Genomic DNA, 15,165 nt, shown 5'->3' on the forward strand with positions numbered 1-15,165 from the left:
AATGTTCGCCGCCATCGTCTTGCTGGCAGCCACCAGTGCCGCCAGCGCGCAGACCGTCTACAAATGCGTGCAGAACGGCCAGACCAGCTACAGCGAAACGCCGTGCGCGGCCGGCCAGTTGCAGATCATCGAGGTGCCGCCACCGCCGCCCGTCGTCGACAAGGGCGCGGCCACGCGCCAGCAGCGGGTCGCCAGCCAGCTCGAGTCCACGCGCAAGCAGCGCGAGGCACGCGAAGACCAGGCTCGCGCGCGTGGCGCCCAGCAGGCCGAAGTGCGTGAAAAACGCTGCGCCCAGCTGCGCCTGGAACAGAAGTGGGCGGCGCAGGACGCCGTCGGCGCCGGCGATAAAAATCGCGATGCGGCGCAGACCAAGGTGCGCCGCGCCGGTGAAAAACTCGCCATCGAATGCCTCAATTGAGCGGGAAGCCCTTGGCTCCTTGCGCTCCTTCCTCGCGCCGCATGCTGTCGCGCTGGCTGCTGCTCGGTGAATGGCGCGCCCACCCGGTGCGCGCGCTGGTCGCCATCCTGGCCATTACCATCGGCGTGGCGCTGGGCTTTGCGATCCACCTGATCAATGCGGCCGCATTCAACGAGTTTTCCAGCGCCGTGAAAAGCCTGTCCGGCCAGGCCGACGTGCAGGTGGCCGGGCGCGAAGCGCTGTTCGATGAAAACATCTATCCGCAGCTGGCGCAGCGCGACGGCGTGGCGGTCGCCTCGCCGGTGCTCGACCTGCAGGTCGGCGTCGTCGATGGCCCGGACAAGAGTGGCGAGCCGCTGCATGTGCTGGCGTTCGACGTATTTCGCGTCGGCTTTATCTCGCCCGACCTGATCGGCTCAGCCGATAATGGCCAGCCCTTCGACACCCTGGCCGATGACGCGATCTTTTTATCGCCGGCGGCGCAGCGCTGGCTCAATCTCAAGGAAGGCGGCCAACTGGCGCTGCGCGCCGGCACCGGCAGCGTGACGCTGCGCATGGCCGGGTCATTGCAACGCGCGCGCGCCGGCCAGCGCCTGGCCGTGATGGATATCGGCGCGGCCCAGTGGCGCTTCGGCAAGCTGGGCCAGCTGTCGCGCATCGAGCTGAAACTGCGCAATGGCGTCAACCGCGACGCCTTCCAGGCGGCGCTGGCGCGCGACCTGGAAGCACGGTATCCGGGCCGTTTCAGCGTCAGCCAGCCCAACGATGAAAACCAGAACAGCCGCAACAACAACCTCAGCCGCGCCTACCGCGTCAACCTGACCGTGCTGGCGCTGGTCGCCCTGTTCACCGGCGCGTTCCTGGTGTTTTCCACCCAGGCCTTGTCGGTGATACGCCGGCGCAGCCAGTTCGCGCTGCTGCGCGTGCTGGGCATGGAGCGCGCCAGCCTGCTGCGCCAGGTGCTGCTCGAAGGCGCCAGCCTCGGTGTGGTCGGCTCGGCGCTGGGCATTGCCTGCGGCTACGCGCTGGCGGCCGTGGCGCTGCGCTTTTTTGGCGGCGACCTGGGCGCCGGTTACTTTGCGGGCGTGCAGCCCGAAGTGCAGTTCACGCCTGTCGCCGCGTTGGTGTATTTTGCGCTGGGCCTGGGCGTGGCCCTGCTGGGCTGCGCAGCGCCTGCGCTGGAAGCGGCGCGCGCGGCGCCGGCCATCGCCTTGAAGTCGGGCAGCGAAGAAGCGGTGACCACCCGCCTGGCGAAAAGCTGGCCGGCGCTGGCCTGCCTGCTGCTGGCCGGTGTGTTGAGCCAGCTGCCGCCGGTGTTCGAGCTGCCGCTGTTCGGTTACCTGTCGATCGCCCTGCTGCTGATCGGCGCCATTGCGCTGATGCCGCAACTGGCGGCGCTGGTATTTCGCTTCCTGCACCGCGCCTGGCTGCGCACGGCCATGAGCGGCCGCTTGCCGGTGATCAGCCTGACGCTGGCGCGCCTGGCCAATGCCTCGGGCCAGGCCGGCATCGCGCTGGGCGGCGTGCTGTCGAGCTTTAGCCTGATGGTGGCGATGGCCATCATGGTGTCGAGTTTTCGCGTCTCGGTCGACGACTGGCTGCTGCAGGTGCTGCCGGCCGATGTCTATGCACGCACGGCCGCCGCCGGCAGCACCGCAGGCATGAATCCGCGCGAGCAGACCCTGATCGCCGCCCTGCCCGGCGTGGCCAAGGTCGATTTCCAGCGCCTGCGCAGCATGTCGCTGGCCCCCGACCGCCCCAATGTGGTGCTGATCGCGCGGCCGGTCAACCTGCAGGACCCGGGCAAGAGCCTGGTACTGGTGGGCGACAGCCTGCCGGTGCCCGCCGGCGCCAGCCCCGTATGGCTGTCCGAGGCGGCCGCCGACCTGTACAACCGCAAGCCCGGCCAGCGGATCGACCTGCCGCTGGCCGGCGGCCTGCATTCCTTCTTCGTGGCCGGCATCTGGCGCGACTATGCGCGTTCCAGCGGGGCTATCCAGATGCCGCTGGACGCCTACCGCGCCATGACGCGCGACATGGATGTCAGCGACGCGGCCATCTGGCTGGCCAAGGGAGTCTCCGCCGAGCAGTTGAAGCAAGCCTTGAAAACCCTGCCCTTTGGCGACAGCCTCGAAGTGTCGGAGACCTCCGCGATCAGGGCGCTGAGCCTGCAAATCTTTGACCGCAGCTTTGCCGTCACCTATCTGTTAGAGGCGATCGCCATCGTGATCGGCCTGTTCGGCGTGGCCGCCACGTTTTCCGCGCAGACCCTGGCGCGGGCGCGCGAGTTCGGCATGCTGCGCCATGTGGGCGTGACGCGCGGGCAGATCCTTGGTATTTTGGCCTTCGAGGGCGGCGCGCTGACGGCGCTGGGCATCGCCACCGGTTTTGTGCTGGGCCTGTTGATCAGCTTTGTGCTGGTGTTTGTCGTCAACCCGCAATCGTTCCACTGGACCATGCAGCTGCACCTGCCCTGGCCCTTGATCGCCACCGTGGCCGGCGCGCTGCTGGCGGCCGCCGCCGCCACGGCGCTGGTCTCCGGCCGCCAGGCGCTGTCCGGTGGTCCCATCCGCGCCGTCAGGGAGGACTGGTAATGCGCCGTCTGTTTGTATTGTTGATCGCCCTGGCCCTGCCAGTGTTTGCCGCGCCGCCGGCCTTTGCCCCCGTCACGCCGCTGGCCGCCGGCCAGTCCTTGAAACTGCCGCATGATTTCGGTGCCCACCCCGCCTACAAGACGGAATGGTGGTACGCCACCGGCTGGGTAAAAACGGCCAGCGGCGAACAGCTGGGCTACCAGGTGACGTTTTTTCGCAGCGCCACCGGCTTTGACGCCGACAACCCCAGTGCGTTCGCACCGAAGCAGCTGATCATCGGCCATGCGGCGCTGTCGGACCCGAAAGTGGGCAAGCTGCTGCACGATGAAAAAAGCGCGCGCGAGGGCTTTGGCCTGGCTTACGCCAAGGTCGGCGACACGGACGTGAAACTCGACGACTGGCGCATGCGGCGCGACCAGGACGGCAGCTACCGGGTCAGCCTGGCGGCGCGCGACTTCAACCTGCAACTGCGGCTGGCGCCGACCCAGCCCGAGCTGCTGCAGGGTGAAAACGGCTTTTCGCGCAAGGGTCCGCAGGCTAGCCAGGCCAGCTATTACTACAGCGTGCCACAGCTTGCGACCAGCGGCACCATCGCCCGCGCGGGCGGCAAGAGCGAGGCGGTGACCGGCACCACCTGGCTCGACCATGAGTGGTCGAGCCAGGTGCTGGACGAAAACGCCAGCGGCTGGAACTGGATCGGTGCCAACCTTGACGACGGCGGCGCCCTGATGGCCTTCCAGATCCGCAGCAAGACAGGTGCTAAACTATGGGCCCATGCCAGCTGGCGCGATGCGCAGGGCAAGGTGACGCAGTTCGCGCCCGGCGAAGTCGATTTCACGCCCACGCAGCTGTGGCGGTCGCCGCGCACCAGGGCCGAATACCCGGTCGCCACCGAGATACGCACCGGGTCGACGCGCTGGCAGATCACGCCGCTGCAGCCGGACCAGGAACTCGATTCGCGCCGCTCCACCGGCGCCGTCTACTGGGAAGGCGCGGTGACAGTGAAGCGCGACGGCCGGCCGGCCGGCCACGCCTATCTGGAAATGACGGGGTATGTGGCGCCGATGAAACTGTAGGAAGCCAGGAAATGCCGAGGCAAGACCTGACAGGTCTTGCCCCGGATCAGGAATAAGTAAATCAAAGCGAAAACCAATGACAACCAGCACCGAAGCAAGCAAGACCACCATCAGCACAGCACCCGCCGCAACCGGCAGCGGCCGCGAACTGCAAAAAGGCAGCCTGGCCGCCTTCAAGGGCCTGATGCCCTTCCTGGCGCCGTACCGCAAGCAGTTCATGCTCGCTGGCATCGCGCTGGTGGTGGCCGCCGCCTCCACCCTGGCGATTCCCGCCGCCTTCAAGCAGATGATCGACCTCGGTTTCGGCGGCGCGGCCGGTTCGAGCAGCATCAAGCATGTCGACCTGGTTTTCCTGGCGCTGTTCGGCGTGGCGTCGGTCCTGGCGCTGGCCACGGCCGCGCGTTTTTATACCGTGTCGTGGCTGGGCGAGCGCGTCACGGCCGATATCCGCAGCGCCGTGTACCGCCATGTGGTCACGCAAAGCCCCGAGTTTTTTGAAACCACGCAGACCGGCGAGGTGCTGTCGCGCATCACCACCGACACCACCCTGATACAGGCCGTGGTCGGCACCAGCATCTCGATGGCGCTGCGCAACGTGCTGCTGTTCCTCGGCGGCCTGGTGATGCTGTTCGTCACCAGCGCCAAGCTGGCCGGCATCATTATCGGCCTGCTGATCCTGGTGATCGTGCCCATCATCGTGTTCGGCCGCAAGGTGCGCAAACTGTCGCGCGATTCGCAGGACCGCATCGCCGACGCCTCGGCCATGGCCGGCGAAATCCTCAACGCCATGCCGACCGTGCAGGCGTTTACACACGAACACATCGAGTCGAAACGCTTTGGCGACTCGGTCGAAGGCGCGTTCTTGACAGCCATGCGCCGCATCCGCGCGCGTGCCATGCTGACCATGATCGCCATCTTGCTGGTGTTCGGCGCCATCGTCTTCGTGCTGTGGCTGGGGGCGCGCGCCGTGCTCGACGGCTCGATGACGGGCGGCGACCTGGGCCAGTTCATCCTGTACGCGTCCATCGTGGCCGGCGCCATCGGCGCCCTGTCCGAAGTGATGGGTGAAGCCCAGCGCGCGGCCGGCGCCACCGAACGCCTGCTCGAACTGATGGCCGTCAAATCGGAGATCGAGTCGCCTGTAACACCGTTGGCGCTGCCGGCGCGCGCCGCCAATGGCGCGGCACTGAGCCTCGATGACGTGATGTTCTCGTATCCGTCGCGCCCCGACACGGCCGCCCTCGACCACGTCAGCCTCGATATCCGCGCCGGCGAAACCGTCGCCGTGGTGGGCCCGTCGGGCGCCGGCAAGACCACCTTGTTCCAGCTGTTTTTGCGTTTTTATGATCCGCAAAGCGGCGGCATCCGTCTCGATGGCGTCGACATCAAACAGCTCGACCTGCATACCCTGCGCGACGCCATCGGCATCGTGCCGCAAGACACGGTGATCTTCTCGGCAGACGCGATGGAAAACATCCGCTATGGCCGCGCCAACGCCAGCGACGAGGAAGTGATCGCGGCGGCAAAGATGGCGGCGGCCCACGAATTCATCGAGCGCCTGCCGAACGGCTACAAATCGTTCCTCGGCGAGCGCGGCGTGCGCCTGTCCGGCGGCCAGCGCCAGCGCATCGCCATCGCGCGCGCCCTGCTGAAAAACCCGCCGCTGCTGCTGCTCGACGAAGCCACCAGCGCGCTGGACGCCGAATCGGAGCGCCTGGTGCAAAAGGCGCTGGAAGCGGCCATGGTCGGCCGCACCACCGTCATCATCGCGCACCGCCTGGCCACCGTGCAGCGCGCCGACCGCATTATCGTCATGGAGGACGGCAAGATCGTCGAGACCGGCACGCATGCGTCGCTGGTCGCCCTGGGAGGCATCTACGCCAACCTGGCCGCGCTGCAGTTCCACAACGTGCAGATCAACTGAGTGCCGCCATGAACGCTTTTTTCCACGCCAGCCTGGGCATTACCGACTTCTGGACTTTTTTGCTCGGCACGGTCTTTATCGTGATCCTGCCCGGCCCCAATTCGATGTATGTGCTGTCGGTGGCCGCCCAGCGCGGCGTGCGGCCGGCCTACCAGGGCGCTGGCGGCATCTTCCTCGGCGACCTGATTTTGATGGTGCTGTCGGCCTGCGGCGTGGCGTCCCTGCTCAAAGCCAGCCCTGCCCTGTTTTATGTGGTCAAGTACATCGGCGCGGCCTACCTGGGCTGGATCGGCCTGCAAATGCTGCTGGGCTGCTGGCGCAAGCTGCGCGCAAAAGAATCCACGGAAACGGCTGCCGCAGCGCCGGTGACGCAGAAGGAAAGCAATCCGTTTCGCAAGGCGCTGATCATCAGCCTGATGAACCCGAAGGCGATCCTGTTCTTCATCTCCTTCTTTATCCAGTTCGTCGATCCGAAGTTTGCCGCGCCGGCGCTGTCATTTGTCGGCCTGGGCCTGATCTGCCAGGTGCTCAGTTTTACCTACCTGACCGCCATCATCTTCCTCGGCGCGCGGCTGGCCCAGACCTTCCGCCGCCGTCGCCGCCTGTCGGCCGGCATGGGCGGCGGCGTGGGCGCCATGTTTATCGGCTTTGGCGCGAAACTGGCCACCGCCACCTTGTAAGCCACGGAGTTTCGCATGACCGATCTTGAACTGCGCCAGCGCTGCCATACGATCTTGCCGGGCCAGCGCCAGCCCACGCCCGCCGCCACCTTTGCCGCCATGGCCGCCTGGTGCGAGGCCAACGAGGTGGCGCACGATACCTATGGCGAGGGTGCGCTGATCGAAGCGTTCGAAAACAAGATCGCCAAGCTGCTGGGTTTTGAAGCGGCTGTCTTCTGCATCACCGGCACCATGACCCAGGTCACCGCGCTGCGCCTGGCCTGCCAGGACCGCGGCTCGCGCCTGGTGGCCCTGCACCCGACCTCGCATATCCTGCGCCACGAACGCGGCAACCATGAACTGCTCGACCATTTCAAGGCCCTGTTCATAGGCGATGCGCACCGGCCCTGGATGGTGGACGACTTGCGCGCCGTGCCCGATGCCCTGGCTGCGGCGCAGGTGGAGTTGCCGATGCGCGAGATCGGCGGCCAGTGCCCGTCGTGGAATGAGCTGAACGACATCAAGCGCCACTGCCGCGAGCACAATATCCATCTGCACATGGATGGCGCGCGCCTGTGGGAGGCGCAAGCCGGTTTCGGCCAGCCTTTGGCGTCGATTTGCGACGGCTTCGATTCGGTCTATGTGTCGCTGTACAAGGGCATTGCGGGACTGGGCGGCGCCGTGCTGGCCGGTAGCCCGGCGTTTGTCGCCAGGGCGCGCGCCTGGTTCCACCGCCAGGGCGGCAATATCGTGCACCGCACGCCGTATGTGGTGGCCGCCGCGATGCAGTTCGACGCACGCATCGCCGCCATGCCGCGCTACTTTGCGCGCACGCAGTGGCTGTATCAGGTACTGAAGGATTATCCGGCGATCGCCGTCAATCCGGCCCGCCCGCAAGCCAATATGCTGCACCTGCATCTGCCTGTGTCGCGCGAACGGGCGATCGCGATCCGCAACCAGGTGGCCGAGGAACACGGCATCTGGCTGTTCGGCCGCGCCAGCCATGCGGCGCTGCCGGAGCATAGCGTGGTGGAATGGTATGTGGGGGATCAGTTGCTGGAGATGCCAGACGAAACTGTGCGACAAGCTCTGGATTTGCTGGTTCAGGGATTCTAGAACGAAAAAAACCCGCGCAGGCTGGTACCGTCAAGTTAGCCCCCTACGCCACCAGCACACCTGCAAAGCGAATTAAAATCCGAGCCGCTCGCACAGGCCTATCGGGCCAAGCGGGCCTGAAAAATGTCGAGGGCAAGGCGCAGCGACGCAGGCAGTACGAATGTACGACAAGGAAGCTGCAACGCCGCCATCGGCATTTTCTCAGGCTCGCGTCTCCGGCCCGCCATTTTTACGTTTTTACACCTCGCGCCTTTAAATGCGTCGGCGGGCTGAATGAGCACCATCAGCCCGCAGTCACTTAAAACTTGTAGTTATAAGCGACACCCAGCAACTGCATGCGGGTTTTGAACAGGCCTCTGGTGGTTTCACCATTACCCGTGCAACCGACCGTCACCGGCGAGCAGAGATTCGTGTAATTGACGGCGGCGTCCTTGAAGTCGATGAAGCTGTAGGCCAGGTCCAGCGAGGAATTGGCGTTCAGCTTCCAGTTGGCGCCGATCGAGTATTGCATGCGGTCGCTGTCCGGCAGTGCCGGGTGGCGCAGTTCGGCGCTGCGCACGGGCGCCTGGTCGTGGGCGATACCGGCACGCAGCAGCAGGTTCTCGCTGTATTTGTAGTTGGTGCCCAGCGAGACGCGGTAGGTGTCCTTCCACTGCTGGCGGATGCGCTCGTCGCCTTCGGCCGTCGGCGGGAACTGGATGTCCAGGTTCTGCAGGCGCGAAGTACGGGTCCAGGTCACGTCACCCATCAGCGCCCATTTGTCGTCCATCTGGTGAAAACCGTTGATGGACAAGGTTTCCGGCGTGCGCAGTTCCACCAGCGCGCCCGAGTTGACCTTGCGCGACGCGGCGGCGATAAAGCCGTTCACGGCCGCGTTGTTCGACACCTGCGAGAAGTCCCACACGGTGTCGCCCTTGAGTTTGTGCGAGATCGACGAGCGGTAGGCGATGCCGACGCGCGTGCTTTCGGTCGGCTGGTACAGGTAGCCAAGGTTGAAGCCGAAGCCCCAGTCGTCGCCATCCATCTCGGCATGGCCATCCCTGGCGCCGCGCAGGGCCGCGCCGGCAGCTTGCGCCGCAGCCAGGCCCTGGGTGCGGGCGATATTGTTGATGAAGGCGGTCGAGGCGGCCGGCGCGTGCTGCGCCAGAAAGGCCACGGAACCCGGCACATCGACGGCCTGGCCCAGTTCGGCCTTCATGTGTTCGGCGGTCACGCCAAAACCGAAGGAATGATGTTCATTGGCCTTGAACGAGACCGACGGGTTCAGCGCAATGGCTTCGAGCTTGATATTGGTGATCGCGTAGCGGCCGCTCCAGTCGTTGCCGTAATCGAGCTTGGCGCCATACGGCACGAACAGGCCGGCGCCGATGGTCCACTGCTCATTGATCTTCTTGCTGGCGTACAGGGCTGGCGCAAACACGGCGTCCGGCGCGTAATCCTTGGTGGTGCCGCCGGACACGCGGTTGGTGAAGGTGCGCGAACCGGTGTCCTGAAACGTCGAATGCGGCAGCACCAGGGTGCCGCCACCGAGCAGCTGCGTGCCTTCCAGGCGCGACATGCCGGCCGGGTTGTAGAAAATGGTCGAGGCGTCGGACGCTTCGGCGCCATTGGCGTCGGCGCTACCCTGGCCGGACACGCTTTGCGAGCCGAAGCGGTAGCCCGATGCCTGGGCGGTGGTGGACAGGCCGGCCAGTGCGGCGGCGATGAGCAGGGGCAGATACGATGGTTTCAAGTGAGTCTCTCTTTATTGTTTGGCAGGCTTGTTTTGTCTCGGGCATGTCAAGCGTGACGCGCGTCACGGTCGACATGCGGCAAGCATAGCCGAGTTTGGAAAAAAAAGCGAACGATCGCTCTTTTTTACGAAGCGAGGCTGCAGGGGGTGTGCGGATGCGACCGTGGCTGCGCCGGATGATCGATCAGGAAGCGCTTGAGCATCAGTTCGAGCATCTGCTCGGCGAGCACCGGGCGCGAGATGAAATAGCCCTGCACTTCGTTGCAGTGCAACGCATGCAGCATGTCGAGCTGCTCGCGCGTTTCCACCCCTTCGGCCACCACGCTCATGCCCAGCGCATGGGCCATCGACACGATCGCCCGCACGAACACTTCGCCCTGCTCCGAGCGGCCCAGCTCCATGGTGAAGGCGCGGTCGATCTTCAGGCCGTCCATGGCGAACTTCTGCAACTGCGACAGCGACGAGTAGCCGGTGCCGAAGTCGTCGACCAGCAGGCGCACGCCCAGCGCGCGGATTGCCGCCAGCTGCTCCACGGCGCGGTTCTGTTCATCCATCATGGCCGACTCGGTGATCTCGACCTCGATCAGGCGCGCGTCGATGCCATGGCGGGCCAGCGCCGAGGCCAGCACGCGGTGCACATCGCCGCGGCCGAACTGGCGCGCCGAGACGTTGATCGACACCGGCACCAGCTCCAGTCCATAGGTTTTCCAGCGCGCCATCTGCTGGCAGACTTTTTCGATCACCACCTCGCCCAGCTGCGAGATCAGGCCGCTGCTCTCGGCCACCGGGATGAATTCCAGCGGCGGCACCATGCCGTGCTGCGGATGCTGCCAGCGCACCAGCGCTTCCATGCTGCACAGCAGGCCGCTCATGGTGTCGACGCGCGGCTGGTAGACCACCAGGAATTGATCCTGCTCCAGCGCGGTGACCAGGCTTTGTTCCAGCTCGCGCCGGTGGCGGATGGTTTCGAACAGGGCCGGCTGGAAGAAACGATGATGGCCCTTGCCGGCCGTCTTGACGGCGTACATGGCGATGTCGGCATTCTTCATCAGCACGTCGGTCTCGGCGCCGTCGCGCGGATACATGCTGATGCCGATCGAGGCGCCCATCTTGTGGCGTTCTGCGCCCAGGTAGAACGGTTCGTCAAACGCCATGGCGATGCGCTGCGCCACCTGTTCGGCGCGGCTGTCATCGTCGACCGGATCGAGCAGCACCACGAATTCGTCGCCGCCCAGGCGCACCACATGGTCGCCCGGGCGCAGCACGGCATTGAGGCGCAGCGAGGCCGCGCGCAGCACCTTGTCGCCTTCGGCATGGCCCTGGGTGTCGTTGATGTCCTTGAAGCCGTCGAAGTCGATGAACAACAGCGCCAGCATATGGCCGTCGCGCGCCGCCCTGGCCAGCGCTTCGGGCAGGAACTGCTGCAGCCAGTAGCGGTTCGGCAGGCCCGTCAGGCCGTCTTCGTTGGCCAGGCGCCGCAGGTCCTGTTCGTGCAGCTTGGCTGCGCTGATATCCTGCAGGGTGACGGCCAGGCGGTCGCCGCTGCGCACCAGGCGCCGGCGTATCCAGCGCAGCTTGAACGGATTGCCTTCGGCCAGTTCGATCTCTTCTTCCGAAAAGCCCGACACCATGGCGGCCCGGTAGTTATGCATCAGGTCGCGGAAATACGGCTCGTCGGCGCGCGACTGCAGGCGCATGCCCAGCAACTGCTCGCGGCGCACGCCGAAAAAATCGGCGCCCGGCTCGTTGCAGTCAACCAGCTCGAAATCGATGATGGCGCCGTCGTCACCGCGCAGCGCGGCGATAATGTAAAAACCGTCGCTGGTGCCTTCGGTCGCCATCCGATACGCGTTGCGCACGCCCTCGGACTGATGGTGGCGCCAGGCCAGGCGCAGCGACAAGCCGGTGGCGATGCAGGTAAAGGCCAGCAGCAGCAGGCTGACGGCCGAGGCGATGCCCAGGTAAATCGTGCGCGTTTCCTGGTAGGGTTGCAGCACTTGCGTGTCGGCCAGCGCCACCACGGCCGTAAACGGATAGGCCTTCAAAGCCTGCCAGCCCACATAGCGGCTTTGCGCGTCGGCAAACGCGGTGCGCCCGGCCGACTGCATGGCGCCGCTGTCGCCATCCAAAAAACTGGTGTCGAGAAACGGCGTGCCCCGCGGCGCCAGCACGGTGGCGCCCAGGCGCACGCTGAGCAGTTCGCCCTCCTCGCCGACCATGGCCGACATGCCCAGCTTGCCGAAATTGACGCTGTCGTAGAATTCGGAAAAATACGCGGAATGGATGGAGATCAGCAGCACGCCGTCGAAGTTGCCATCGGCGTCCTCGAGGCGGCGCGTGAAATGCACCAGGCTGCCGGATTGGCCGGTATCGGCTTCCTCGCCCTCCTTGCCCAGCGCAATGCGCAAGGCGCTGGAATTGCTGCGCCAGTGACGCAGCAAAAAGTCGCTGCGCTCGCTGGCGCGCAGGCGCTGCACCGGCGCCGTGGTGGTCACGGCATGGCCCTTGCGGTCAAAGATGGCGACGATGGCAAACTGCGGCAAGGCATACATGCCGCGCGTTTTCAGCTGCTCCAGACTGAGCTTGCCGCCGGCGTTTTCCCATTCATACTTGAGCTGCAAGGTCAGCTGGTCCATCTGCTCGACGGTGCGCAGCAGATACTGGCTGTAGGCTTTCGACAGCGAGGACACGTTGTCCAGCGCCTGCTGCTGCGCCACCTGCTTTTCCGCTTCCAGCTGCAGCATGGTGGCCGCCCACAGCACGGCGCACAGGGCCAGGCCCAGCAATGGCCAGGCCAGGATCAGGCGCAGGTTGGGTTTCAGGAAGTCGGCCTTGCCCATCTGCGTCATGGCGGTGTGATGGCGCTTGAAAAATTGTCGCAGGAACATGATGCGGGGATCTGCCGTTTCTTGATTATTTCTTTATGTACACATAAGTTACCACAGAGTCATGCTTGTAGCTAATTTAAGATAGCAATATCTGCAAGGTGCGAGCATGATGCAAGGCGAAACAGCCTGCTGCGTTACAATTACCGTCCTTACCGTTGGAGCGTAACATGCAGCAATATCAAGAGTTGATCAAGACCGTCCTCGACACTGGCAGTTGGCAAGACAACCGCACCGGCATCCGTACCCTGAGCGTGCCTGGCGCCATGATGCGTTTCGACCTGGCCGCCGGTTTTCCTGCCGTCACCACCAAGAAGCTGGCCTTCAAATCCGTGATTGGCGAATTGTGCGCCTTCCTGCGCGCTTCGCGCAATGCCAGCGAGTTCCGCGCGCTGGGCTGCAAGGTATGGGACCAGAACGCCAACGAAAACGCGCAGTGGCTGGCGAATCCCTACCGCGAAGGCGAGGACGACCTGGGCCCCGTGTACGGCGTGCAGTGGCGCCAGTGGCCGGCCTACAAATTGCTCGATGCCAGCGCACCGGCCCAGATTGCCGACGCCCAGGCCAACGGTTTTACGCTGGTGGCACCCATGGTTGAAGAAGGCGTGCAAAAAGTGCTGCTGTACAAGGCCGTCGACCAGTTGCGCGTATGCCTGGACACCATCATCAACAACCCGGGCAGCCGCCGCATCCTGTTCCACGGCTGGAACCCGGCCGTGCTCGACGCCGTCGCCCTGCCCGCCTGCCATTTGCTGTATCAGTTCATCCCGAACGCCACTACGCGTGAAATCTCGCTGTGCCTGTATGTGCGCAGCAACGACATCGGGCTGGGCACGCCCTTCAATATCGCCGAAGGCGCGGCCCTGCTGCACCTGGTGGCGCGCCTGACCGGCTACGCGCCGCGCTGGTTCACGTATTTTATCGGCGACGCCCATATCTATGAAAACCACCTTGACATGGTGCAGGAGCAACTCAAGCGCACCCCGTTCGCCGCGCCCCACTTCGTGATTGCCGAGCGCGTGCCGGACTTCGCCAAAACCGGCAAGTACGAGCCGGAATGGCTGGAAAAAATCGAGCCGTCCGATTTCTCGCTGGAGGGCTATGAACACCACGCGCCGATCAAGGCGGCGATGGCGGTCTGATGGCGCTGTCATCTCATCATTGCTTTAACTGCATGAAACGAAAGTAACAGCGCACTGGCGACCAGAATGCCGAAGGCTATTTGGGTCGCCTTTTTATTCTTGCCATATAGAAAAAGCCCAAACACAAGCGTATGGCCATGCACGATCCAGGCAAGAATAGAGACAAGATAAGCGAGCACGGCTCTGCCGTCGGGCCCGTTGCCGTCACTGGCCATGGGAAAAGGGGCGCGCATCAAAAGAAGATACACGATGGACAGCAGACAACTCAAAAACACGCTGGTGTTGAAATATGCTCTCATCGTTTTTAGCCCGCCTGATATCGTGAAGCCGCCATGATATGACACTCAAGGCAAAACAGGAGGTTCGGGCCGTGACGGCATGCTCACCGCCGCGATGTTGCAATTCATGAAATATTTCATGAACAAGCATGTTTCTTGTAAAATCATCAGACGCCCGTACGGCCGAGCACAGGCTCGCTGCGAGCTGGACAAACGCATAATCAGGAACATGATGACACCTTTTAAACTCACCCAAGGCGCGCCCCTGCAGCAACTGCTCAAGCAGCCGATGGCGGCCTGATGGCGGTCACACCACTGGCGGCGCTGCACCGCAAACTGTTTGATGAAACCAGCGGCGTGAAATTTGCCGTGCTCAAGGACCGGCTGATCAAGAAATTCGGCGAGACCGACCGCGTGGCCGTGCTCGACATCCTGATGGCCTATGCGCGCGACGGCCAGTTGCTGCACTGGCGCAGCTCGCTGGTCAACGAGATCGTGAAATTGATGGAACCGCAGGAGCTGCCCGACTTTTTCAACTGGGCCGTGACCATGCCGGACCTGGCTTACTGGGGCATCGACGGCTTGCTGAAAAGCCGGGGCAAGGACGCGTACGACAGCGTTGTCGCGCTGGCCATGTCAAGCGACTTGCGGCTGGACGTGAGGGCCAAGGCCGTGAAAAGCCTGGCCATGCTGAGCCGCCAGCCGTTTGACGCCGGCCTGTCGCCCGATCCCGGCCACTGGAAAGCGGACAGCCTGCCGCTCGGCGATGTGCTGGCCTGGCAACGCGCCGGCTACCCGGATGGCGCGGGCCATGCGCCACCGGCCACGCATGCGTCGCTGGAAGCGCCGGAAACGGTGCTGGAAAAAGCGGCCGCCAGGCTGGCAAAAAAACTCGCGGCCAAACGCAAGAAGAAGCACGACCCGGCCCGCCCGTCGAACTGGCTGGTGATTGCCAGCCCGGCCGACCTGGCCGCCATCGACGCGCGCTGGACCCTGCCCTCGCACTACCGCGATTTTCTCGCACGTTTTTCGCCGCTGCGCGTGTATATCGACAGCCAGCGCTATTTCCAGGGCCTGCATCTGTACGGCGCGTCAGAATTGCTCAAGGCCCAGCACGGCTACTCGTACAATCCGGTCGACCAGGAAGCCATCGCCAACTGGCCCGCGCATTACGTGGTGATCGCCGATGCGGGCGCCGACCCGTATTGCCTGGACCTGTCGGCCATCGCTGGCGGCGACGCGCCCGTCTATACGGCCGAACATGGCCGCGGGGCGTGGGAGTTCGCGCGCCATGCGGACAGCTTTGCCGACTTCCTCAAGGAAGTCGCGCAGGCCTGATGG

The 15,165-nt window shown here is 64.5% G+C and carries 12 protein-coding genes; 9 read left to right on the top strand and 3 right to left on the bottom strand.

Annotated features, from left to right (window positions below):
* Position 1: 1 nt before the first annotated feature.
* The 6 genes from ASR47_RS17240 (at position 2) to ASR47_RS17265 (ending at position 7,787) form a co-directional block, all read left to right on the top strand.
* Complete coding sequence (locus tag ASR47_RS17240; RefSeq protein ID WP_065309022.1) at positions 2–418, top strand: DUF4124 domain-containing protein; 417 nt, start codon at positions 2–4, stop codon at positions 416–418.
* Positions 419–459: 41 nt separating this feature from the next.
* Positions 460–3,012 carry an FtsX-like permease family protein gene (locus ASR47_RS17245; RefSeq protein ID WP_425402744.1) on the top strand — a complete coding sequence of 851 codons (2,553 nt, stop codon included), beginning with the start codon at positions 460–462 and terminating at the stop codon, positions 3,010–3,012.
* Positions 3,012–4,088 (top strand): lipocalin-like domain-containing protein, encoded by a 1,077-nt coding sequence (locus ASR47_RS17250; protein ID WP_065309024.1) that lies wholly within the window; start codon positions 3,012–3,014, stop codon positions 4,086–4,088. Before ASR47_RS17245 ends, ASR47_RS17250 begins: the two co-directional genes overlap by 1 nt.
* 76 nt (positions 4,089–4,164) lie before the next feature.
* Positions 4,165–6,012 carry an ABC transporter transmembrane domain-containing protein gene (locus ASR47_RS17255; protein ID WP_065309025.1) on the top strand — a complete coding sequence of 616 codons (1,848 nt, stop codon included), beginning with the start codon at positions 4,165–4,167 and terminating at the stop codon, positions 6,010–6,012.
* An 8-nt stretch (positions 6,013–6,020) separates the two neighbouring features.
* Positions 6,021–6,692: a leucine efflux protein LeuE gene (leuE, locus tag ASR47_RS17260; protein WP_065309026.1), complete on the top strand. Its 672-nt coding sequence runs from the start codon at positions 6,021–6,023 to the stop codon at positions 6,690–6,692.
* A 15-nt stretch (positions 6,693–6,707) separates the two neighbouring features.
* Positions 6,708–7,787 (top strand): threonine aldolase family protein, encoded by a 1,080-nt coding sequence (locus ASR47_RS17265; protein WP_065309027.1) that lies wholly within the window; start codon positions 6,708–6,710, stop codon positions 7,785–7,787.
* Positions 7,788–8,085: 298 nt separating this feature from the next.
* Here the strand turns inward: ASR47_RS17265 and ASR47_RS17275 are convergent, their stop codons facing one another.
* Both ASR47_RS17275 and ASR47_RS17280 read right to left on the bottom strand, forming a co-directional pair.
* Positions 8,086–9,519 carry an OmpP1/FadL family transporter gene (locus ASR47_RS17275; RefSeq protein WP_065309029.1) on the bottom strand — a complete coding sequence of 478 codons (1,434 nt, stop codon included), beginning with the start codon at positions 9,517–9,519 and terminating at the stop codon, positions 8,086–8,088.
* A gap of 125 nt (positions 9,520–9,644) precedes the next feature.
* Positions 9,645–12,407 (bottom strand): bifunctional diguanylate cyclase/phosphodiesterase, encoded by a 2,763-nt coding sequence (locus ASR47_RS17280; RefSeq protein ID WP_082988991.1) that lies wholly within the window; start codon positions 12,405–12,407, stop codon positions 9,645–9,647.
* Positions 12,408–12,574: 167 nt separating this feature from the next.
* Between ASR47_RS17280 and ASR47_RS17285 the strand changes: the two genes are divergently transcribed.
* Positions 12,575–13,546, top strand: a complete 972-nt coding sequence (locus ASR47_RS17285) for a thymidylate synthase (protein WP_065309030.1) — start codon at positions 12,575–12,577, stop codon at positions 13,544–13,546.
* 8 nt (positions 13,547–13,554) lie between these two features.
* On the opposite strand, the gene ASR47_RS17290 is transcribed toward ASR47_RS17285, so the two are convergent.
* Positions 13,555–13,845 (bottom strand): hypothetical protein, encoded by a 291-nt coding sequence (locus ASR47_RS17290; RefSeq protein ID WP_065309031.1) that lies wholly within the window; start codon positions 13,843–13,845, stop codon positions 13,555–13,557.
* A 79-nt stretch (positions 13,846–13,924) separates the two neighbouring features.
* On the opposite strand from ASR47_RS17290, the gene ASR47_RS17295 reads away from it, so the two are divergent.
* Positions 13,925–14,125, top strand: a complete 201-nt coding sequence (locus ASR47_RS17295; protein ID WP_065309032.1) for a hypothetical protein — start codon at positions 13,925–13,927, stop codon at positions 14,123–14,125.
* Positions 14,125–15,162, top strand: coding sequence for an SMI1/KNR4 family protein (locus ASR47_RS17300; protein ID WP_065309033.1), 1,038 nt, complete (start codon positions 14,125–14,127; stop codon positions 15,160–15,162). The genes ASR47_RS17295 and ASR47_RS17300 overlap by 1 nt, the downstream gene beginning before the upstream one ends.
* Positions 15,163–15,165: the final 3 nt, after the last annotated feature.

This window comes from Janthinobacterium psychrotolerans, assembly GCF_001677885.1.
GTDB classification, from domain to species: Bacteria; Pseudomonadota; Gammaproteobacteria; order Burkholderiales; family Burkholderiaceae_D; genus Janthinobacterium; species Janthinobacterium psychrotolerans.

Excerpts from the sequence above, each read along its gene's own strand:
- leuE (WP_065309026.1), top strand. The coding sequence starts at position 6,021 with ATGAACGCTTTTTTCCACGCCAGCCTGGGCATTACCGACTTCTGGACT.
- ASR47_RS17295 (WP_065309032.1), top strand. The coding sequence starts at position 13,925 with ATGCTCACCGCCGCGATGTTGCAATTCATGAAATATTTCATGAACAAG.
- ASR47_RS17265 (WP_065309027.1), top strand. The coding sequence starts at position 6,708 with ATGACCGATCTTGAACTGCGCCAGCGCTGCCATACGATCTTGCCGGGC.
- ASR47_RS17280 (WP_082988991.1), bottom strand. The coding sequence starts at position 12,407 with ATGTTCCTGCGACAATTTTTCAAGCGCCATCACACCGCCATGACGCAG.
- ASR47_RS17245 (WP_425402744.1), top strand. The coding sequence starts at position 460 with ATGCTGTCGCGCTGGCTGCTGCTCGGTGAATGGCGCGCCCACCCGGTG.
- ASR47_RS17290 (WP_065309031.1), bottom strand. The coding sequence starts at position 13,845 with ATGAGAGCATATTTCAACACCAGCGTGTTTTTGAGTTGTCTGCTGTCC.
- ASR47_RS17285 (WP_065309030.1), top strand. The coding sequence starts at position 12,575 with ATGCAGCAATATCAAGAGTTGATCAAGACCGTCCTCGACACTGGCAGT.
- ASR47_RS17250 (WP_065309024.1), top strand. The coding sequence starts at position 3,012 with ATGCGCCGTCTGTTTGTATTGTTGATCGCCCTGGCCCTGCCAGTGTTT.
- ASR47_RS17255 (WP_065309025.1), top strand. The coding sequence starts at position 4,165 with ATGACAACCAGCACCGAAGCAAGCAAGACCACCATCAGCACAGCACCC.
- ASR47_RS17240 (WP_065309022.1), top strand. The coding sequence starts at position 2 with ATGTTCGCCGCCATCGTCTTGCTGGCAGCCACCAGTGCCGCCAGCGCG.
- ASR47_RS17300 (WP_065309033.1), top strand. The coding sequence starts at position 14,125 with ATGGCGGTCACACCACTGGCGGCGCTGCACCGCAAACTGTTTGATGAA.